This window comes from Mesorhizobium sp. LNJC394B00 (genome assembly GCF_000502555.1).
Taxonomy (GTDB): domain Bacteria; phylum Pseudomonadota; class Alphaproteobacteria; order Rhizobiales; family Rhizobiaceae; genus Mesorhizobium.
In genome coordinates, this window is record NZ_AYWH01000007.1 from 306,683 (window position 1) to 326,398 (window position 19,716).

A 19,716-nucleotide genomic window follows, 5' to 3' on the forward strand; every position below is an offset into this window, starting at 1 on the left:
ATGGTGAATGGTCCAGTTTGAATGCAGCGCCAAGGTCCCCGAAGAGGACCCCTACCCTTCGCGATTCCAGCTGGCGTATTTTCGGATCGTTTGCCGCTTGTCTTCCGACAAGCCAACAAGGAGATTCTCCTCGAGATAGCCTTGCCGGATGAGATTGGCGAAGACCTGTATTAGCTGTGAATAGCGATAGTCGAACATCTGGTTGATCTTCCGTCGCTGCTGCCGCAGAAAGTCTTCGACATCCCATATTTCGGAAGGCGTTGCCGCAACGTGGGCCCTGCTCTTGAGTTCAGCCAACGTCTTGTCGAGCGCCACCTTCAGCGCTGCGTCATAGGCAGTGCGGGCGACTTTCTTTTCGGACGGAGACCATTTCTCACCAGCGGTCATCGACTGTCTCTATCGTGTTCGCGGCGGCCGTCATCCGGTAACCCTGGGACGCAGGACCCCGCCTTTGGGACCAATCTACTTTCCGCAATGGTGATCGTTGACCTTGTTCAGCGCATTCGCGTCCGGCCCGACCCGGTCGTAAGAGCACGGGCCGGCCGCCGTGGTGATCAGCATTTTGTCATAGTAGCGCGGGCCGCCGAACAGGGCGTAGATGAGGTCGCGATGGGCGGGGACGTAGCGTTCGGGTTCTGGCTGACGATGGCGATGCTTGTCTTTGGCGACAGCCGCTGTGGACAGGCTGCAGCCGACAGCGAGAGCGAGCATGCAGGTCGCAAAGATCTTGGTGGTCATCGGCAGTACCCCTTCTGACGGTTCGGAATCGCAGCATATCCAAAAGCGCCTGCCGAACAAAGGTTCCCTCGCCGGCATTGCCGGCCGGTGCCGAAATCAGCCCGCACTGCGCGCGCGCCGCCGTTCGGCTGCAACCAGGAGGTCGACGAAAGCGCGCACCTTGGCCGGCCTGAAGCGCGCCGGCGGGAAGACGGCATGGATGCCACCGGACGGCAAGGTCCAGTCCGCGAACACCCGCACCAGCCGGCCGCGCGCAATGTCGTCGGCGACACTGTAATCCGGAAAGATGCCGAGGCCGATGCCGGCCAGCACGCAGGACAGCACGCCTGGTGTCTTGTCGCAGCTGACGACGGGGTTGAGTTCGGCCAGCACCGTTTCCGTGCCCCTCGAGAACAGCCATTGGCCGACCCCGCGCAACTGGGCGTTGCCGACCCAGGGCAGCGACTTCGCCTGCCTGGGGCTGGCTTCCCCAGGCAGCCTGGCGGCCAGTTCCGGGCTGGCGACGACGAATTGCTGCAGGCTGCCCAGCCGCCGCGCCAGATTGCTGGAATCGGCAAGCCAGCCGACGCGGATGCCAAGATCGATCTGCTCGTCGACCAGGTTGCTGACCGCATCGTCGAAGATCGTCTCGACCCGCATTTTCGGGTATTTTCTGATGTAGGCGGCGATGGTCGGCGCCACGACCTTCTCGCCATAATCGAGCGGCGCCGTCAGCCGCAGCGTCCCCGTCGGCTGCGCCGCTCGCTGCGAAATGTCGCCATAGGCTGCCTCCGCCTCGCGCAGGATGATCGCGGTCCGGTCATAGAACAGACGACCCTCTTCGGTCGCCGTCACGCGCCGGGTCGTGCGCCGCAACAGCGTAGCGCCAAGCTCTTCTTCGAGCTTGCCGACCTGATGGCTGACCACAGCCTTGGCAACATCGAGACGGTCGGCAGCGGCCGTGAACGAGCCGGTCTCCACCACGGTGGCGAAGTAGACGAGCCGGTTGAGATTGAGGAGTTCGGTCACAGGCCGCTCATTGTCTGATTTTATCAGACAGTTTGTATGATTGATCGCTATTTTTCGCAAGCGGTCCAGCTGTCATCTATCGGGCAACAGAATGAGGCCGCCATGACCAATGCAACCCTAACCTATCTTTTCGACCCGCTCTGCGGTTGGTGCTATGGCGCCACGCCGATGCTGGATCGACTGGCCGCCGGCGGGGCCGCACTCGATCTGTTGCCGGTGGGGCTTTTCTCCGGTGCGGGCGCGCGGCCGCTGGATGCAGGTTTTGCCGCCCATGCCTGGGACAATGACCAGCGCATCGCGCGGCTGAGCGGACAGCGCTTCAGTCAGGCCTATCTCGACAATGTGCTCAATGTCAGCGGCACCTTGCTCGATTCTTCCGCTGCCACCATGGGCATCAACGCCGCCGGACTGGACGACTGGCGCCAGCGATTTGCGGCACTGAAGGCGATCCAGCATGCCCGCTACGTCGACGGCCGCGATATTGTGACGGTTGACGGCGTCGCCGCGGTACTGGCCGACGCCGGCATGAGCGACGCGGCAAAGCTTTTGAAAGCGCCGACGCAGGCGTTTCTGGCGAAGCATGACGACCTGGTCAGCCGCGGGCGGGCATTGTTCCAGCGGCTGCATGCCAATGGCGTTCCCGCGCTCGCGGTGATCGGCCAAACGGCGCCGCGCCTGATCGGCGCCAACGCGCTGTTCGGCAGCTACGACAATCTCGTCGCTCACATCGAGGCGGCGTAGTCCCAGAAATTCTCCCCAGACGAAATTCTCCCCAGACGAAAGGAAAATCCCCATGAAAATCGCACTTATCGGCGCGTCCGGCCAGGTCGGCTCGCGCCTGCTCAAGGAACTCTCCGATCGCGGTCACAGCATCACCGCCATTGCCCGGCATCCAGACAAGATCGCGGCACTTCCGGGCGTGATTGCCAAGAAGGGCGACGTCTTCGACAAGGATGGCCTTGCCGCCCTGATCAAGGGTCATGACGCGGTGATCTCCTCGGTGCATTTCCTCGACAGCGATCCCGATACGCTCATCGCAGCCGTGCGTGCTTCCGGCGTCAAACGCTACCTCGTCGTCGGCGGCGCCGGCAGCCTTGAGGTTGCGCCCGGCAAGCGCCTGGTCGACACGCCGACCTTCCCTGATATCTACAAGGCCGAGGCGCAGAAGGGCGCCGACTTCCTCGACACGCTGCGGACGGTCGACGATCTCGACTGGACCTTGCTGTCGCCTTCGGCGCTGTTCGTCGCCGGCGAGCGGACCGGCAAATACCGCATCGGCAAGGACACGCTGCTGACGTCAGACAAAGGCAGCAGCATTTCCTTCGAGGACTATGCCATCGTCATGGCCGACGAGATCGAAAAGCCGGCGCATATCAAGCAGCGCTTTACCGTCGGCTACTGAGCGCACTTCATTGACAGGCGGGCCACTCGACGGAGTGGCCGGCGCCGGTTCCTATCGACGATAGTGCCATCGGAGCCTCCGATGGCACTATCGCTTTCTTCCGTTTCCACTCCTGCCGCCGGTCTGCGAACTCTCGCCCGGAGCGGTTCAGGACAGGAACGGAAACATGGCAGACATCGCAAAATCGAAAATCATTATCGTTGGCGGCAGCTCCGGAATGGGGCTGGCGTTGGCAAGGCGGTGCCTGGTCTCAGGCGCCGAAGTCATCATCGTCGGCCGCAGTGAAGCCAGGCTCAAGCGTGCCGGCGAGGCGCTGCAGAACCCTTCCGCTTTGAGCGCCGTCGCGGCCGATATCGCCAGGGAGGATCAGGTCGCTGACCTGTTCAAGCGAATTGGCCGGCTCGACCATATCGTCAGCACCGCCGCCGACATCGAAGGCGCCTATGAGCTATTGCCTTCAGTCGACCTGAAGGCGGCGCAGCGGGTCGTCGAAAGCAAATTCTACGGGCCGCTGCTGCTCGCCAAGCATGGCGCGCCGCAGCTTTCGGCCAACGGCTCCATCACCTTCACCTCAGGCATTGCCGCCTACCGGCCGGCGGCGCGCGGCTCGGTCGTTGCCGCCGTCAACGCTGCGCTGGAAGGGTTGGTGCGGGCGCTGGCGGTCGAGCTGGCGCCGGTCCGTGTCAACGCCGTCTCGCCGGGCTGGGTCGACACGCCGATCTGGAGTTTTGTGGCCGGCGACAAGAAGCACGAGACGCTCGATGCAATGGCCAGGCGCCTGCCGGTCGGCCGCGTCGGACAGCCGGACGACATTGCCGATGCCATCGCCTTTCTGATGGGCAACGGTTTTACGACAGGGACGGTTCTGCATGTCGAGGGCGGTCACCGGCTGATCTGAGCGCAGCGAAATTCCTGGCCGCGGCCGCCAGCAGCAGTTTCAGCGCCGGCGGCTGGACGCGCCGGCGGCGCCAGATCATGACCAGCGACGCCGTGCGGGCCGGACCCGGCCATGGCAATTCGACGATCTCGCCGCGATCGAGCGCGTCGGCAACGGCCAGCCGCGGCACCAGGCTCACGCCGACACCAGTCGCCACCAGGCTCCCAATGGCGCCGATGCTGCCGACTTCGGCGGCAAGTTCTGGCGCTGCAATCTCGGCAAAGGCAGTGTCGAACAGATGCCGGTAGACGCATCCGGTTTCCGTCACCACGAAACTCATCGCGGCGAGCGCGGTTAGGTCGTTCTGTCGCGATGCGGCCGCATGCTCAGCTGATGCGACAAGGACCAGCGGCTCGGCCGATATCGTGCGCCGGGCCAGACGTTCGTCCAGACCGCCCTTGTCGAAACAGAAGGCGACGTCGATCTCGCTCTCTTCGAGCTGCCGCAGCAAGATCGGAAGAGCACACGTCTGANCCAGACGTTCGTCCAGACCGCCCTTGTCGAAACAGAAGGCGACGTCGATCTCGCTCTCTTCGAGCTGCCGCAGCAGGGCATCGCTGCCGGCGATTTTCAGCCGCAGACCGATCTCCGGGTGGTCGCCTCGAAAGGCCGCCAGCCATTGCGGAAGTCTGACGGTCGCAATCGTCTCCAGCGCGCCGACCGTAACCGTTCCGGCGGTCATTCCCGTCGTTGACTCGACGGCAATACGCGCCTCCTCCGCCAGTTGCAGAATCTCTTCCGCATAGGGTTTCAGCGCGTCGCCGGCCGTTGTCAGGTCGAGGCCGTGGCGCGAGCGGATGAAGAGGACGACACCAAGTTCGCTTTCCAGCGACTGGATCTGGTCGCTGACGCTCGACTGCGCCAGATGAACCTCCCGCGCTGCGCGGGTGATGTTGCGGTGCCGCGCCACGGCGAGGAAGGTCTTGAGCAATCGTGGGTGCATGCCGTTTCCGGATCTGTCTCTGTTCGACATTTCGGGCTTGGCTGGTCCATTTGCAACCCTGTTCCATTTGCAACCCCGGTCCATTTGCAACCCCGGTCCATTTGCAACCCATTGACGCCGGCGTCATCTGGTTGCGGCAGACCGAAGGGCCAGAATTTCGCGGCAATGACCCGCAAGTTTTCCCACGGCCGGCGCGGTGGCCCAAGAGATCGCCTCTGGCAGATCGCATCGTACGTATGCTCTATGCCAAGCTGATTTCCAGCACCGATGGAAGGACCGACATGCCCCGCCCGCAAGGAACCATCGCCCCGATCCTGACGCCGTTCGAGAACGATGGCCGCATTGCCCGTGACCTTTGGATCTCACACGCCAAATGGGCGCTGGGCCAGGGCGCGCATTTCCTGTCGCCGTTCGGCACCACGGGCGAGGCGCTGTCGCTCTCGCTCGACGAGCGCATGCAGGCGCTGGAATGGCTGGTTGCATCAGGCATTTCGCCGGGGCGCATGATGCCCGGCACCGGCGTCACCGCACTGCCCGAAACCGTCGAACTGTCGAAGCACGCGGTCGGCCTCGGCTGCGCCGCCGTGATGGTGCTGCCATCGTTCTTCTACACGGCCGCCGGGGACGATGGCCAGGCGCGCTACTACAGCGAGCTGATCGAAAGGGTGGCCAACCCGGCGCTGAAGATGATCCTCTACCACATCCCGCAGAACTCCGGCGTGCCGGTAAGCCCTGCCCTGACCGCCCGGTTGAGCGCGGCGTTTCCAGAGACGGTCGTCGCCTACAAGGATAGCGCCGGCGACTGGAACAACACGGCGGCGGTGATTGCCGCCGCACCCGACGTCGCGGTGTTCCCCAGCTCGGAGGCGCAACTGACCAAGGGGCTCGCCAGTGGTGCTGCGGGCTGTATCTCCGCGACCGTCAATCTCAACGCTGCGGCCATCCGCGCCCTCTACGACGCGACGATCGCTGGCCAAGACGTCACGGAAGCGGACGCCGCGATCAGGGCGTTCCGCAAGGTGATCCAGGATGCAGGCCTGATCCCGGCAATGAAGGCCGTGCTGGCGGTGCGCTCCGGCGACAAACGCTGGCTCAACCTGCGCGCGCCGCATGAGAATGCGACGCTGGAAAGCGGCAAGGCGCTGCTCACTGCGCTCGGTCCCGCAGCCGATCACATTGGCCGAGGTCACGCATGATGGCGGTTGGCGCAACCCACATGCTCGCATCTTTTCAATCGGCCTAAAGTGACGAGCCTGCCGCCTCTAACGCCGACACGGGCTTAAGCGGTCGCGGACGATCAGCCCCTTTCAGGCACAGTGCGATACCGCCATTGGCCCTTGAACGGTCAAAATCGAGGCGTACCATCGCGGTATCTGAAACTGAGTCTGTTTTCATTCGTCTGGGCTAATGTCCGGATCGGATTGGGTATTTTCCTTGGCAATGGATGCAACCCGCGGCGCAGCGATGCGCGGCAAATCGTTTGCCCATGTGGCGGAGGCGTCCTGGGGCAAGGGCCTCAGCACGCTGCTGCGCATCGTGCGCATGACGCTGCGCCATCCTTGGCAAGTTGCGATCACCATCGCCTCGACCTTCATTGCCGCGACGCTGCAGCTGTTCATCCCGCGCCTGCTCGGCCACGCCATCGACCAGGCGCAAGGCGTGATGGCTGGAGGCGGCGGCGCGGCGGCTGAGCAGGCGCTGTGGACGACGGCGATCACCTTGCTCGTCGTCAGCATTCTGCGCGGCCTCTTCACCATGGCGCAGAATTATTATGGCGAGGCCGTTGGCCACCGCACCGGCTATGAGCTGCGCCTGGCCTTCTACGAGAAGATCCAGCGGCTGAGCTTCTCCTTCCATGACCGGGTGCATACCGGCGACCTGATTACGCTTGGCCTGCTCGACCTCGACGGCGTGCGCATGTTCTTTTCCACCGGCATATTGCGCGTGGTGCTGCTCGGCGTGCTGATCGGCGTCGGCTCCTATCTCCTGATCAGCACCGATCTCGAGCTCGGGCTGCTCAGTCTGAGTTTCGTGCCGTTCGTCGCCTGGCGCTCCTCGGTCACACAGCTCAGGCTGCGCAGCACCTGGCTGACGCTGCAGGAGCGGCTGTCAGTGCTGAGCCGGGTGATGGACGAGAACCTCGGCGGAATCCGCGTCGTGCGCGCCTTTGCGGCGCAGCGGCATGAGCTGGAAAAATTCGACCGCGCCAAGAAGTCGGCGCTGGAGCTTGCCGACCAGCGCGTCGACATCCGCGTCTCTAACACCAGCGCCATGAATTTTTCCTTCCTGGCGGCCATGGGCCTGGTGCTGTGGTTCGGTGGCCAGAAGGTGATCGCGGGCCAGATCAGCGTAGGCACGCTGGCGCAGTTCCTCACCTTCATGACCATCCTGCAGATGCCGGTGCGCCAGCTCGGGCTGATGGTCAACTCGTTCGCCCGCGCCTCGACCTGCGGCACAAGGCTGTTCGAACTGCTTGACGCCGAACTTGACATCGAGGATGCGCCTGATGCCAAGGATCTCGTGGTCACCGAAGGCTTGCTGCGCTTCGACAATGTCGGCTTCCGCTACGCGGGCGCCGGCGGCCGGCCGGCGCTGTCGGGCATTTCCTTCGAGGCCAGGTCCGGCGAGACCGTCGGCATTGTCGGCCCGCCTGGCAGCGGCAAGTCGACCATCGCGCATCTGATCCCGCGCTTCTACGATGTGACGTCAGGCGCGATCACCATCGACGGGCAGGATATACGCGAGGTCACGCTGCAATCGTTGCGCAAGGCGGTCGGCGTCGTGCAGCAGGACGCCTTCCTGTTCACCACCTCGATCGAAAACAACATCGCCTATGGAAATCCCTGGGCGCGCGAGACCCGCATCGGGCAGGCGGCTGAATACGCCCAGTTGCACAATTACATCATCGGGCTTCCGGCCGGCTACACCACGGTCGTGGGCGAGCGCGGCTCATCGCTTTCCGGCGGCCAGCGGCAGCGCCTGACCATCGCCCGCACCCTGATGCTGCGGCCTTCGGTGCTGGTCTTCGACGATTCCACCGCGGCTGTCGACGCCGGCACCGAGCAGCGAATCCGCACCGCGATGAAGCGCTTCGCCAAGGACCGCGTGACGCTGATCATCTCGCACCGGCTGAGCTCGCTGATGCATGCCGACCAGATCCTGTTCGTCGAGAATGGCCGCATCTCCGAGCGCGGCACGCACCAGGAATTGTTGGCGCTGGGTGGACGCTACCGCGCGCTTTACGACCTGCAGCTGCGGCCGGACGACGATTTGCCGGTGGCGGTGGGAGCCGCATGATGTCGACACAGAACGACGACCAGAAGGAAGACACCAGCCGGCGGCCCACAAGGGCCGTCGTCGGTTCGCACCGCGACGAGGAAGAGGTCTTCGGCAAGGTCTACGATCCGCGCATCGTGCGCCGCATCTGGAGCTTCGTGAGACCGTATCAGGGCCGGATCTTCATCTCGGTCGCCGCCGTTTTGGTGTTCACTCTGACGCAATTGGCGATCCCGCTGGTCATCCGTTACGCCATCGACCACGGCATGGCGGCGGGCAAGGCCGACAGCTCCGTCATGAACTGGGCGATCGGTGCCTTCGCCCTGATCATCCTGATCAACTATGCCGCCAGCTATATCCAGGAAAGCGTCGTCGGCAAGGTGGCCGAGAATGTGCTGTCGGATTTGCGCCGCGCCATGTTCAGCCATCTGCAGCGCGTCTCGCTGAGCTTCATGGACAAGACCGAGGTGGGCCGGCTGATGTCGCGCCTGCAGGGCGACGTCAATTCGATGCAGGAATTCCTCGAGACATCGGTCATGTCGGTGGGCGACATCGTGCTTCTTTTCGGCATTGTCAGCGTGCTTTTGTGGCTCGATTTTCGTCTCGGCCTGTTGACGCTGTCGACCATGCCGGCGCTGTTCATCGTGCGCCTGTTCTGGCTGCCGCGCGCCAAGGTCGCCTTCATGGCCGCGCACGAAACCAATTCGATTGCCAATGGGGCGCTGGCGGAAGGCATCCATGGCGTGCGCACTGTGCAGAGTCTCGAACGCCAGCACGTCAATTTCGACCTCTATGACGAGAAGGTGCTGGCCAATCTCAGGGCTCACCTGACCTCGGCCAAATATGCGCAGGTGATGGTGCCGATCGTCGACACGCTGACCGGCATTGCGATGGCGACGGTCATCGTCGTCGGCGGTTCGATGGTGCTGTCGCACAGCCTCGACATCGGCGTCATGGTGGCGTTCCTGTTCTACATCCAGCGCTTCTTCGACCCGATCCGCTCGCTCACCATGCAGTACAGTGTCATGCAGCGCGCCATGGCGTCGGGCCAACGCATCTCCGAAGTGCTGGACGTGCCGGTCGACGTTAGCGACAAACAAGGCGCGGTGGCGCTGACGCGCGACATGGACGGTTCGGTCGAGTTCAGGAACGTCACCTTCGGCTACCGGCAGAACCAGCCGGTGCTGAAAAACATCTCCTTCCGCGTCAATCCGGGCGAGACGGTTGCGCTTGTCGGCCCGACCGGTTCGGGCAAGTCGAGCTGCATGGCGCTGGTGCACCGCTTCTATGATGTCTGGTCGGGCGAGGTGCGGGTCGGCGGCCACGACGTGCGCGACGTGACGCAGGATTCGCTCGGCGACCAGGTGGCGATGGTGTTGCAGGAGCCATTCCTGTTTTCCGGCACGGTGCTGGAGAACATCCGCTACCACAAGACATCGGCTACCCGCGAGGAGGTGGTGCGCGCGGCGCAGGCCGTCGGCGCGCACGACTTCATCGAGCATCTGCCCGATGGCTACGACACCGAGCTCGAACAGCGCGGCGGCAATCTCTCGCTCGGCCAGCGTCAGCTGATCAGTTTTGCACGCGCACTGGTCGCCGATGCGAAAATCCTGGTGCTCGACGAGGCCACGGCGAGCATCGATTCCTACACCGAGATGCTGATCCAGAAAGCGCTGGTCACGCTGCTGGAAGGCCGCACCGGGCTGGTCATCGCGCACCGGCTGGCGACCATACGCGGCGCCGATCGCATCATCGTTCTACAGAACGGCGAGATCGTCGAAAGCGGCAACCACGAGCAGCTGATGGCGGCCAAGGGCCTCTATGCCAGGCTCTACAACATGAACTACGCATCGTTCGACGATATTGCCGAGGAAGACATAGGCGCGCCGGCCGGCAAGGCGACGTGAGCTGCTGCCGGTTCGGCTCGACTGGAAATGGTGCGGGGCCAAAACTCGTCGTCGACCAATTCGGCTTTCAGATGCCGACACGTTTCATCTCGCCTTCCAGCGTAAGCCCGGCGTCACGCCTGCCGGCGCGTTCGGGTGGACGAGCCGCCGGTCGCCTTGAGGGCGATCCCGCCTAAATTCTGAATTCTACGCGCCGCCCAGCGCGCGCGAGGGCACGCGCAGCTTGCGCCTGAACCTCAGCAAACGCCGTCATGATGGCTTTCGTTCCTTAGCCGTCGGATGAAAATCGCCGGGGAACAGGAAGGCTTGCTGGGAGTTTAGTTCTTCGAGCCGCGCCGTGAACGGCGCGGCAGCGAAGGAGACGGCATATGGGCCTGGGTACCATTCTTATTATCATCCTGATCATCGCGTTGCTCGGCGGCTTCAGCGGCCTCGGCGGCGGCCCGTTCTACGGCACTGGTTACTATGGCGGCGGTGGCCTCGGGCTGGTGCTGATCATCGTGATCATTCTGGTTGTTCTCGGGCGAATATAGCGTCGCCATTGGCGGCCGCCGAGTTTCTACGGCGGCCGCGTTTTCGCCTGACATCGAGGTTTGAAGACATGGCAGCTGAAGACATTGCTGGTCCGGACTGGGCCGGCGTCGGCGCGAGCGAGAGCGAACGCGACGAGCTGGGATATCCTAATGGTGGCACTATCCGAAGGCGGCGGGCGTAAGCTGCAGACCCCGACACCCGCCTGGCGGCCGTGGCGTTCATCGAGGCGGATCGGACGCTTCGAGAAACCCAGGACGGCGACGAGGCGGGTCCGGCCTTTCTCGCTATTGTCGACAAGGGCAGCATCGGCCTGAAGGCCGCAATGGCAGGCACGCCTTACGCCTGAACGCGGTCAACCCGCCGTAACTCCGCCAGCAGAAACACCACCAGCACGCAGCACAGCAGGCCAAGCGACAATGGCAGTCCCTGATGTCCGGTCAGTTGCATCGCCAGCCCGGCCACGGGTGAGCCGACGATGCCGCCTACCCCCCATACGAACGCGAAGGCGGCATTGCCGGCGATCAAGGCTTGACCGGTGAAACGCTCGCCGAGCTGGATCAGCGACAGCGTGTAGATCCCGAACGAGACCCCGCCCCAGACGAAGAAGAGCGGCCAGACAAGCCATGTAGCGAAGAGCAACGGCAACAGCAAACAACCGGCCAGGCAAGCCAGGACACAGAACAGCATCATCGGCTTCGAGCCAAACCGTTCGGCGGCGCGCCCAAGCACGACCTGCAGCACGGCATTGCCGGCGATGAAACAGGTGATGAGCGAAGCGATGCGCTGCTCAGTGCTGCCGAGCGCGGCACCATAGACCGCGAACAGCGAAAGCAGGACTTGCTCGAAGGCGGCAGCCGTGAAGACTGCGAACAAGAGCAGCGGCGCCAGCGCGAAGAAGCCGCCGACCGACACCGCTTCGCCCTCACGCGGCATGTCGGGCAGGCGTGGCGCGACGGCAAGCACGATCAGGCCGCAGACAAGGAAGGCCGCGCTGCCGATGATGAAGGGTGGCCATCCTTGCGTGCCGACCAAGCCTAGCGACAGCGGGCCGAGGCCAAAGCCGGCGGAAACGATGGAGGAGTATAGGCCCATGATGCGGCCTCGGCGTGCGGCGGGTGTGATCGAGACCAGCCAGGTTTCACTGATCACGTAAAGCGGATTGGCAAAGAAGCCGAGCAGGAAGCGCAACGGCATCCAGGCCCATACATCCTGCGTCCAGGCAATCGCGATCAGGACGGTTGCTGCCAGGATCGAACACACAACCGCAAAGCGCGCCGCGCCCACCCGCCGGACCAGCGCCGGCGTGAAGAGCGACGATATAATGAAACCCAGAGGCGTCATCGCGGCCGAGAGGCCGATGAGGCCCGGTGTCGTCCCTTGCCGTTCCAGGATGAAGCTGAGCAGCGGATACGTCAGCCCCTGTGCTATGGCGAACACCGTAACTGTCGCGATGATGCCGGCCATCGCGGCCCATGCGATGTGGTTCTCCGGCGGTGACGTCGCGTCTTCGGCGCTCATGCCGACTTCGAAGCAGGATCGGCACGTTCCGGCAAGTGCAAATGCCGGCAAAACGCCGCGGTACGCCCAAACAGGCGGGCGGGTCTTATCCGCGACATCAGCTCACACTTGCCAGAAGCGTTTGACGATTTCGGCCTCGAGCTGGCGTCTGGTCAGACCGATATCGTCGATCAGGTGCGGATTGGCCTCCGCCATCTGCTTGAGGTCCCAGCGAAAGCGTATCCGCTCGCGCCAGGCCGCGATCATGCCCCGCGGGCCCGTCGGACGCCGGCCCGATGACACCGCCTTTTCCGGCAAGGCTGCACGAGCAGAAGCAAGGGTATCGTTCATGGCAACCTCCATTCGGTTTGAGGAGCGACAGCCCTCGGCTTGCAAGAGGTTGAACTCTGCCGCATGCGGACGGCGCCGTAATTAAGCCCGGCCAAATAGTTCTCAAAAGTTCCAAACCGGCTAGAGCACCTCGCCGTTTCATGGAAACGGCGAGGTGCTCAACTCTTTGTTTTGACGCCATACGTCCGTGAAGCGCTCCGCCGCGCTTTCCCGTGGGAAAACCGCCTTCACACCTTTCCTGGAATTGCTCTATAGATGCGCGTTATGCAGGGATCGCGCTTTGCCTTTGGTCCGTTCGTGCTTGATCCGGGTGCGGGAACGCTCCTTCGGGACCAAGTTCCCGTAGCCGCCGGCCACCGCGGACTGCAGCTGCTGGCGGCGCTCGTCGCCCGGCCCGGCGAGATCGTGGCCAAGGCCGAGTTGATGGATGCGGCATGGCCAGGCACCGCCGTTGAGGAAGGCAACCTCACCGTCCAGATTGCGCAATTGCGCAAGCTGCTGGGTCCGGCCACGAACGGCGGAGAATGGATATCGACCGTTCCGCGCGTCGGCTATCGCTTCACCGGCGCCATCGAACAGCTCGGCGACGAGAAGCGACAGGCTTTGCCGCTGCCTGCCAAACCGTCGATAGCCGTGCTGCCCTTTGCCAATTTCAGCAACGACCCCGAGCAGGAAGCCTTCGCCGACGGGTTGACCGAAGACCTGATCACCGACCTGTCGAGGATCGGCGGCCTGTTCGTCATCGCGCGCAACTCGACCTTTGCCTACAAGGGCAAGGCGGTGGATGTGCGCGAGGTCGCCAGGGAACTTGGCGTGCGCTATCTCTTGGAGGGCAGCGCCAGACGCGCCGCCGGGCGCGTGCGCATCAACGCCCAGCTGGTCGACGCGCTGAGCGGCGAGCATTTATGGGCAGACCGCTTCGATCGCGGCCTGGAAGATATCTTTGCCGTTCAGGACGAGGTGACGGCCAAGATCGTCGAGGCGCTGCTTGGCCGGCTGCGCGCGCCGCTGCCGCGCAATCGGCCCCGAAATCTCGAGGCCTACGATCTGTGCGTGCGGGCCCGCAACCTGATCGACGTCTCGCCGGAGACGGCGCGCGAAGCGCATCTGTTGCTGACGCGCGCGCTTGCGCTCGATCCGGACTATGCCGAAGCCTATCGCTGGCTTGCCATGAACCACTGGATGGGATGGGTGCATTGGGGAGAGCCCATTGAGCCTGCCCGCGGCCTTGCCCTGGAACTGGCGCGCAAGGCTGTGGCGATCGATCCCAACGATGCCGGCTGCCACTGGGTGCTTGCCAACCTGCTTGCCTATGAGCGCAGATTCGACGAAGCGGATGTGGGATTTGCCAAGGCGTTCGAGCTCGACCCGAACGAGGCCGATGCCTGGGCGACATTGTCCGACATCGCGGTCCTGGCCGGGCGCGTCGAGGAGGGCCTCGACTATATCAGCAAGGCGTTCCGGCTGAACCCGTTTCCGGCAAGCTGGTACTATCTGACGCTCGGCCAGGCGCAATATGCGGCGCGCGACTATGAAGCCGCCGTCGAGACGACGCGCCGGGACGAGACGTATCGGACAAGCTCGCGCCGTTTCCTTGCGGCAAGCCTTGCGCAACTCGGCCGGATCGACGAGGCGCGCGCCGAGGTCGACCTGTTCCTCGTCGCGAACCCACATTTCACCACCCGTCACTGGGTCGAGACGGAGCCGTTCCGCGACACTGCCACGCTCGACCATTTCGTCGATGGCTTCCGAAAGGCCGGCCTTCCGGAGTGACGGACCGGCGTGCTCGATCGATGCCAGGCACCGTCGGTTGCGGATCAATCCTGCCAATGTTTGCACGTCGCGAGGCCGCTCGACCGATCTTGCTTCCGCGAGCAGTCATCCAACAGCGATTGCAGCGAAGCGGCGCGCGAAACCTCTGTCACGGTGAAGCCGGCTGGAACGGCCACGATCGATCCGGCCACGGGTGAGCGCTGGGTGGCGGCTGGCGACTGCCTGTTGCGCTCTCGTCTGCAATGCCGGCATCACGGTCGCCGTGGGCAATGATCGGCTTGCCTCATTGAGCTTTTAGCGACGCGCTCCGACAACTCGCGATGATTTTTCTAGATGCCATTTGTCGAAGCACAATCTTTTCCGAAAGCCGGTTTCCACTTTTCGGGACCATGCTCTAGCGGCTGTCTGTTTCTTGTTGCTGGCGCGATCGGAAGTCACCCGCACAACCTGGTTATCTGAGCGCCCTTTAGCTTTCCTTGTTTGAGGTCGGCGGCGGGAGTAATAGTCGCCAAGGAATTGCGAGGAGGAAGAGATGACGCTGAACTTCGACCCGAAGGCGAAGGCCACGGCGTTGTACCATGGCGAATTCCGACCGATGTTCATTGGCGGCAAGTGGGTCGCCGCGCAGTCCGGCCAGGGCATGCAGGCACTCAATCCGGCAACAGGCGAGGTGCTGGCGACAGTGCCGCGCGGCGGGGCTGCCGATATCGACTCGGCGGTGGCCGCCGCGCGCGCGGCCTTCGAAGGCCCATGGTCCAAATTCTCGCCCTACGAGCGGCAGTGCGTGCTGCTCAGGATCGCCGATCTGTTCGAGACGCATTGGGAAGAGCTCAGCGTTTCCGACACGCTCGATATGGGACTGCCGATCACGCGCACGCTCTCCAACCGGCGCCGCGTCATCGGCATGCTGCGCTTCTATGCCGGCATGGCGACGGCGCTGCATGGCGAGGCGATCGACAATTCGATTCCCGGCGAGATCGTCACCTTCACCCGGCGCGAGCCGGTGGGCGTCGTTGGTGCGATCATTCCCTGGAACGCGCCGACCGCCGCCTCGATCTGGAAGATCGCGCCGGCGCTGGCGACAGGCTGCACCATCGTGCTGAAACCGTCCGAGGATGCGTCGCTGACGCCGCTGCTGATCGCGCAACTGATGCAGGAAGCCGGCGTGCCCGACGGCGTCGTCAACGTCGTCACCGGCACCGGGGCCGAAGCCGGTGCGCGGCTCGCCGAACATCCAGACGTCAACAAGATCGTTTTCACCGGATCGACGCTGACCGGCCAGGCCATCGCGCGGGCAGCCGTGGCCAACCTCAAACGCGTTTCACTGGAGCTCGGCGGCAAGTCGCCGATCATCGTCTGCCGCGACGCCGACATCGACAAGGCTGTTCCGATCGCGGCGATGGCGGTGTTCGTGCATTCGGGCCAGATCTGCATTGCCGGCTCGCGGCTGTTCGTGGCGCGCGAAATCCATGACGAGTTCGTCCGCCGGCTCGCCGATTTCGCCGGCAGACTGCGGATCGGCCATGGCATCGAGGCAGAGACGGAAATCGGACCGCTCATCAATGCCAGGCAGGCAGGCAAGGTGGAGGGCTATATCAGGGCCGGCAGCGACGAAGGCGCCGAACTGGTCGCCGGTGGCTCGCGGCTGACCGGCGAGCTCTACGATGGCGGCAACTTCATTGCGCCGACGGTCTTCGGCGCCGTGTCGGACCAGATGACCATCGCGCGCGAGGAGATTTTCGGCCCGGTCATTTCGGCGATGCCCTTCGACACGCTCGACGAAGCGGTGGCGCGTGCCAATGCGACGCCCTATGGCCTGGCCGCCGGCATCTTCACCACGCATCTGGGCACCGCGCACAAGCTTGCGCGCCGGGTCAAGGCCGGCTCGGTCTGGGTCAACATGTACCATGCCATCGACCCGGCGGTGCCGTTCGGCGGCATGAAGATGTCGGGTTATGGCCGCGAGGGCGGCATCGAGCATCTGCACGAGTATCTGGAGACCAAGTCGGTCTGGATCCAGACCGACTGATATTCGCGCGGCGTACTCTGCGAAATCACGATGAAACCACAAGGGCCAGGACGGCGGCGCAGTCACCGGCTTTGACCAGGCCGGGGAAATGCCGCGCCGCCAGAATGCCGGACATTTTTGCCTTGATCTCCTGCGGAGCGATGCCGGTGCGGCCGGTGGAATGGATGCGCGCCAGCACCGAGCCTTCTTTCACAGGCTCGCCGAGATCGACCATGGTCTCGATCATGCCGTCGTCCTCGGCGAAGGAGAAACAATCGCCTGACGGCATGTCGAGCCACTGAGTTCTGCCCTTCTCGACCGCACCATCAACAATACCGGCATGGCGCAGCACATTGCTGATGCCGCGCCGCGCGATCCGCACGGTCTGGGCACGCGAGGTGCCGCCGCCGCCAAGCTCGGTGCTGACGAAGACCTTGCCCATTTCCTCGGCCGCCGTGTCATACATGCCGACGGAGTCAATCTCGATCATGCGCATCGAGAACGGGGCCGAGAACGCGGCGACCGCGTCGAAGGCTTTCTGCTCCAGCGCCTTGTCGGGCACCGTGTGGGCGGCACAGAAGGGCACGAAATCCAGCGTCCTGCCGCCGGAGTGGAAATCGAAGACGAGGTCGGCGCGCGGCAGCAGTTCGCGTTGAAAGTAGTCGGCGATCTTCTCGGTCACCGTGCCGTCGGGACGGCCGGGAAAGCTGCGGTTCATATTGCCCTTGTCGATCGGCGACGTCCGCGTGCCGGCGCGGAAGGCCGGATAGTTCATCGCCGGCACGATGATCACCGTGCCGCTGACCTGTTTGGGATCGAGCGTGCGGGCGAGATCGAAGAGCGCCAGCGGCCCCTCATACTCGTCGCCATGATTGCCGCCGGTGAGCAGCGCGGCCTGTCCCTTGCCGTTGCGGATGACGCAGATCGGGATCATCACCGAACCCCAGGCCGAGTCGTCGCGGCTGTAGGGCAGGCGCAGGAAACCATGTTGCACGCCGTCCTTGTCGAAATCGACGGTCGGCGCGATCGGAGATGGGCGGAGGCTAGGCATCGGGCTCAATTCTTCACCACCAGTTTGCGCGGTACATTGGCGAGGCACTCTACACCGGTTTCGGTGATCAGGATGGATTCGGTGATTTCCAGTCCCATCGTCTCCAGCCACAGGCCGGTCATGAAATGGAAGGTCATGCCGGGCTTGAGTTCGGTGCGGTCGCCGGGGCGCAGGCTCATGGTGCGCTCGCCCCAATCCGGCGGATAGGACAGGCCGATCGAGTAGCCTGTGCGGTTGTCCTTGACGATGCCGTATTTCTTCAACACGGCGAAAAAGGCGTTGGCGATGTCCTCACAGGCATTGCCGGGCTTTGCCGCCGCAAGCCCCGCCTCCATGCCTTCCAGCGTCGCCTTCTCGGCATCTAGGAATTCCTGCGTCGGCTTGCCGAGAAAGACGGTGCGCGACAGCGGGCAATGGTAGCGGCTGTAGCAGCCGGCGATCTCGAAGAAGGTGCCCTCGCCCGACTTCATCGGCTGGTCGTCCCAGGTGAGATGTGGCGCCGAGGCGTCGGCGCCCGACGGCAGCAGCGGCACGATCGCCGGATAGTCGCCGCCGATGCCGTCGACGCCGCGCGTGCCGGCATCGTAGATCTCGGCGACCAGATCGCATTTGCGCATGCCGACCTGGATCTTGTCGACGATGCGCTGGTGCATGGCTTCGACGATGCGGGCCGCCTTGCGCATATAGTCGATTTCAGTCGGGCTCTTCACCGCGCGCTGCCAGTTGACCAGCGCTGTCGCGTCGACGAAGCGGGCGTTGGGCAGGTGCTTCTGCAACGCGGCGAAGGCGGCAGCCGAGAACCAGTAATTGTCCATCTCGACGCCGATGGTCAGCTTGCCCCAGCCGCGATCACTAAGCACGCTGGCCAAAAAATCCATCGGGTGGCGCTCGGTCGACTGCACGTAGTGGTCGGCATAGCCGACGATGTTGTCATGCGCGAGATAGGCGGTGCGCTTGGCGCCATTGGCATCCTGGCCGCGGCCGTACCAGACCGGCTCGCCCGATGGGGGCACAATCACTGCTTGGTGCACATAGAACGACCAGCCATCGTAGCCGGTCAGCCAGGCCATGTTGGAGGGGTCGCTGACAACCAGGAGATCGACGCCCTTCACCTCCATGGCTTTCCGCGTCTTGGCGAGGCGATCCGCAAATTCGGCGCGCGAGAATTTCAGGTTCGGTTGCATTGTTCTTGGTCCTCGTTTGTTGGGCCTTGCGGCCAGCATCAGCTTTCAAAAATGGTTCCGGCATTGGCCGCCCGCGCCCGGTTGCGAGCGAGCGTGGCGATCGCCGTATCCTGCACGCCGGTGCCGGTGAGGTCGGCGATGGTGATGTCGCTGGGTGAGCGCCTTCCGTGCCGTTCGCCGGCGATGATCTGGCCGAGTTCGGTGACCGCGGCATCGGCTCCCATCACGCCCGATGCGATGGCGTGATGCAGTTCTCCCAGACGCCGTGTCTGCTTGGCGCTGTCGGCGACATAGAGATCGGCCATGCGCAGGATCGCCGGCGCGATCTCGTTCTTGTGTTCGGCATCCGAGCCCATGGCGGTGATGTNATCGGCCATGCGCAGGATCGCCGGCGCGATCTCGTTCTTGTGTTCGGCATCCGAGCCCATGGCGGTGATGTGCTGCCCGGCAACGACAAAGCCGGCCTTGATCAGCGGCTCGGTCGACGGCGTGGTGGTGACGATGATGTCGGCGCCGATGGTTGCTTTGGCTGCATCCGGCTCGGCGCGCACGAGAATGCCGAGCTTTTCGCGCAGCGCGCCTGCGGCCGTCTCCGCCTTGACCGCATCGCGCGCCCAGATACGTGCCTCGGCGATCGTCCGCACCAACATGAGCGCTTCGAGTTGCAGCCCGGCTTGCACGCCGGCGCCGAAGATTGCGGCGACGGACGAATCCGGCCGCGACAGATGCTTCGCCGCGACGGCGCCGGCAGCAGCGGTGCGGACATCTGTGAGATAGCCATTGTCCAGCAGCAGCGCGTCGACCACACCGGTTCTTGCCGAGAGCAACACCATCATGCCGCCCCCGCTGGGCAGACCGAGCTTCGGATTGTCGAAGAAGCCGGAGCTTATCTTAACGGCGAAACCGTCTATTCCAGGCACATAGGCCGACTTCACATCGACCTCGCCGCGCTGCTCGTGAATGTCCAACCGCAGGATCGGCGGCATCGCCACCGGCAATGTGGCGAGCGCGCGGAAAGCGTTTTCGACGCAGGCGACCGCGTCGAGATCGAGCGGCACGATTGTGCGCAGTTCCTTCTCGGTGAGGATGGTCATCGGACTCATGTGT

19 protein-coding genes are annotated in these 19,716 nt (G+C 63.9%); 10 read left to right on the top strand and 9 right to left on the bottom strand.

Annotated elements, in window-relative coordinates:
* Positions 1 to 51: 51 nt before the first annotated feature.
* The 3 genes from X751_RS142170 to X751_RS142160 form a co-directional block, all read right to left on the bottom strand.
* Positions 52 to 387 (bottom strand): hypothetical protein, encoded by a 336-nt coding sequence (locus X751_RS142170; RefSeq protein ID WP_023692218.1) that lies wholly within the window; start codon positions 385 to 387, stop codon positions 52 to 54.
* A gap of 75 nt (positions 388 to 462) precedes the next feature.
* Entirely contained in the window at positions 463 to 738 is a 276-nt protein-coding gene (locus X751_RS142165; protein WP_023729215.1) for a hypothetical protein, read from the bottom strand.
* A gap of 96 nt (positions 739 to 834) precedes the next feature.
* Positions 835 to 1,746, bottom strand: coding sequence for a LysR substrate-binding domain-containing protein (locus tag X751_RS142160; protein WP_023699792.1), 912 nt, complete (start codon positions 1,744 to 1,746; stop codon positions 835 to 837).
* 102 nt (positions 1,747 to 1,848) lie between these two features.
* Between X751_RS142160 and X751_RS142155 the strand changes: the two genes are divergently transcribed.
* The 3 genes from X751_RS142155 (at position 1,849) to X751_RS142145 (ending at position 4,046) form a co-directional block, all read left to right on the top strand.
* Positions 1,849 to 2,487, top strand: coding sequence for a DsbA family protein (locus tag X751_RS142155; protein ID WP_023823542.1), 639 nt, complete (start codon positions 1,849 to 1,851; stop codon positions 2,485 to 2,487).
* Positions 2,488 to 2,539: 52 nt separating this feature from the next.
* Positions 2,540 to 3,148, top strand: coding sequence for an NAD(P)-dependent oxidoreductase (locus tag X751_RS142150; protein WP_023738386.1), 609 nt, complete (start codon positions 2,540 to 2,542; stop codon positions 3,146 to 3,148).
* A 166-nt stretch (positions 3,149 to 3,314) separates the two neighbouring features.
* A complete protein-coding gene (locus X751_RS142145) occupies positions 3,315 to 4,046 on the top strand; it encodes an SDR family oxidoreductase (protein ID WP_023709993.1) in 732 nt (243 codons plus the stop codon).
* Here X751_RS142145 and X751_RS142140 read toward each other — a convergent pair.
* Positions 3,997 to 5,028, bottom strand: coding sequence for a LysR family transcriptional regulator (locus X751_RS142140; RefSeq protein WP_031247192.1), 1,032 nt, complete (start codon positions 5,026 to 5,028; stop codon positions 3,997 to 3,999). The two genes, X751_RS142145 and X751_RS142140, sit on opposite strands and share 50 nt — an antisense overlap.
* A gap of 281 nt (positions 5,029 to 5,309) precedes the next feature.
* Here X751_RS142140 and X751_RS142135 point away from each other — a divergent pair, with 281 nt between their 5' ends.
* The 5 genes from X751_RS142135 (at position 5,310) to X751_RS1000000168495 (ending at position 11,091) form a co-directional block, all read left to right on the top strand.
* Complete coding sequence (locus tag X751_RS142135; RefSeq protein ID WP_023738384.1) at positions 5,310 to 6,224, top strand: dihydrodipicolinate synthase family protein; 915 nt, start codon at positions 5,310 to 5,312, stop codon at positions 6,222 to 6,224.
* Between the two features lie 244 nt (positions 6,225 to 6,468).
* Positions 6,469 to 8,325 (top strand): ABC transporter ATP-binding protein, encoded by a 1,857-nt coding sequence (locus tag X751_RS142130; RefSeq protein WP_023745621.1) that lies wholly within the window; start codon positions 6,469 to 6,471, stop codon positions 8,323 to 8,325.
* Positions 8,325 to 10,211, top strand: coding sequence for an ABC transporter ATP-binding protein (locus tag X751_RS142125; protein ID WP_023726296.1), 1,887 nt, complete (start codon positions 8,325 to 8,327; stop codon positions 10,209 to 10,211). Before X751_RS142130 ends, X751_RS142125 begins: the two co-directional genes overlap by 1 nt.
* A gap of 368 nt (positions 10,212 to 10,579) precedes the next feature.
* Complete coding sequence (locus tag X751_RS1000000165965) at positions 10,580 to 10,744, top strand: DUF3309 family protein (RefSeq protein WP_023667887.1); 165 nt, start codon at positions 10,580 to 10,582, stop codon at positions 10,742 to 10,744.
* Positions 10,745 to 10,956: 212 nt separating this feature from the next.
* The gene (locus tag X751_RS1000000168495) at positions 10,957 to 11,091 is read left to right on the top strand and encodes a hypothetical protein (protein WP_023682661.1); all 135 of its coding nucleotides are present in this window, start codon (positions 10,957 to 10,959) and stop codon (positions 11,089 to 11,091) included.
* Here the strand turns inward: X751_RS1000000168495 and X751_RS142120 are convergent.
* A complete protein-coding gene (locus X751_RS142120; protein WP_023704772.1) occupies positions 11,082 to 12,263 on the bottom strand; it encodes an MFS transporter in 1,182 nt (393 codons plus the stop codon). The genes X751_RS1000000168495 and X751_RS142120 overlap by 10 nt on opposite strands.
* Before the next feature lie 102 nt (positions 12,264 to 12,365).
* On the bottom strand, positions 12,366 to 12,593 hold the full coding sequence (locus X751_RS142115) for a hypothetical protein (protein WP_023735668.1): 228 nt from the start codon (positions 12,591 to 12,593) through the stop codon (positions 12,366 to 12,368).
* A 255-nt stretch (positions 12,594 to 12,848) separates the two neighbouring features.
* Here X751_RS142115 and X751_RS142110 point away from each other — a divergent pair, with 255 nt between their 5' ends.
* A complete protein-coding gene (locus X751_RS142110; protein WP_023704770.1) occupies positions 12,849 to 14,366 on the top strand; it encodes a winged helix-turn-helix domain-containing protein in 1,518 nt (505 codons plus the stop codon).
* A 532-nt stretch (positions 14,367 to 14,898) separates the two neighbouring features.
* Positions 14,899 to 16,395, top strand: a complete 1,497-nt coding sequence (locus X751_RS142105) for an aldehyde dehydrogenase family protein (protein WP_023745623.1) — start codon at positions 14,899 to 14,901, stop codon at positions 16,393 to 16,395.
* A gap of 25 nt (positions 16,396 to 16,420) precedes the next feature.
* On the opposite strand, the gene doeB is transcribed toward X751_RS142105, so the two are convergent.
* Genes doeB through X751_RS142090 form a run of 3 tightly spaced genes read right to left on the bottom strand, consistent with a single transcriptional unit; the run spans position 16,421 to position 19,712 of the window.
* Entirely contained in the window at positions 16,421 to 17,425 is a 1,005-nt protein-coding gene (gene doeB / locus X751_RS142100; protein WP_023745624.1) for a N(2)-acetyl-L-2,4-diaminobutanoate deacetylase DoeB, read from the bottom strand.
* Positions 17,426 to 17,430: 5 nt separating this feature from the next.
* A complete protein-coding gene (gene doeA / locus X751_RS142095) occupies positions 17,431 to 18,609 on the bottom strand; it encodes an ectoine hydrolase DoeA (RefSeq protein WP_023704766.1) in 1,179 nt (392 codons plus the stop codon).
* Between the two features lie 38 nt (positions 18,610 to 18,647).
* Complete coding sequence (locus X751_RS142090) at positions 18,648 to 19,712, bottom strand: ornithine cyclodeaminase family protein (protein WP_023745625.1); 1,065 nt, start codon at positions 19,710 to 19,712, stop codon at positions 18,648 to 18,650.
* Positions 19,713 to 19,716: the final 4 nt, after the last annotated feature.

Coding starts and splice junctions, on each gene's coding strand:
- X751_RS142125 (WP_023726296.1), top strand. CDS start 8,325: ATGTCGACACAGAACGACGACCAGAAGGAAGACACCAGCCGGCGGCCC.
- X751_RS1000000165965 (WP_023667887.1), top strand. CDS start 10,580: ATGGGCCTGGGTACCATTCTTATTATCATCCTGATCATCGCGTTGCTC.
- X751_RS142120 (WP_023704772.1), bottom strand. CDS start 12,263: ATGAGCGCCGAAGACGCGACGTCACCGCCGGAGAACCACATCGCATGG.
- doeB (WP_023745624.1), bottom strand. CDS start 17,425: ATGCCTAGCCTCCGCCCATCTCCGATCGCGCCGACCGTCGATTTCGAC.
- X751_RS142150 (WP_023738386.1), top strand. CDS start 2,540: ATGAAAATCGCACTTATCGGCGCGTCCGGCCAGGTCGGCTCGCGCCTG.
- X751_RS142105 (WP_023745623.1), top strand. CDS start 14,899: ATGACGCTGAACTTCGACCCGAAGGCGAAGGCCACGGCGTTGTACCAT.
- X751_RS142155 (WP_023823542.1), top strand. CDS start 1,849: ATGACCAATGCAACCCTAACCTATCTTTTCGACCCGCTCTGCGGTTGG.
- X751_RS142130 (WP_023745621.1), top strand. CDS start 6,469: ATGGATGCAACCCGCGGCGCAGCGATGCGCGGCAAATCGTTTGCCCAT.
- X751_RS142110 (WP_023704770.1), top strand. CDS start 12,849: ATGCGCGTTATGCAGGGATCGCGCTTTGCCTTTGGTCCGTTCGTGCTT.
- X751_RS142115 (WP_023735668.1), bottom strand. CDS start 12,593: ATGAACGATACCCTTGCTTCTGCTCGTGCAGCCTTGCCGGAAAAGGCG.
- X751_RS142145 (WP_023709993.1), top strand. CDS start 3,315: ATGGCAGACATCGCAAAATCGAAAATCATTATCGTTGGCGGCAGCTCC.
- X751_RS142135 (WP_023738384.1), top strand. CDS start 5,310: ATGCCCCGCCCGCAAGGAACCATCGCCCCGATCCTGACGCCGTTCGAG.
- doeA (WP_023704766.1), bottom strand. CDS start 18,609: ATGCAACCGAACCTGAAATTCTCGCGCGCCGAATTTGCGGATCGCCTC.
- X751_RS142170 (WP_023692218.1), bottom strand. CDS start 387: ATGACCGCTGGTGAGAAATGGTCTCCGTCCGAAAAGAAAGTCGCCCGC.
- X751_RS142165 (WP_023729215.1), bottom strand. CDS start 738: ATGACCACCAAGATCTTTGCGACCTGCATGCTCGCTCTCGCTGTCGGC.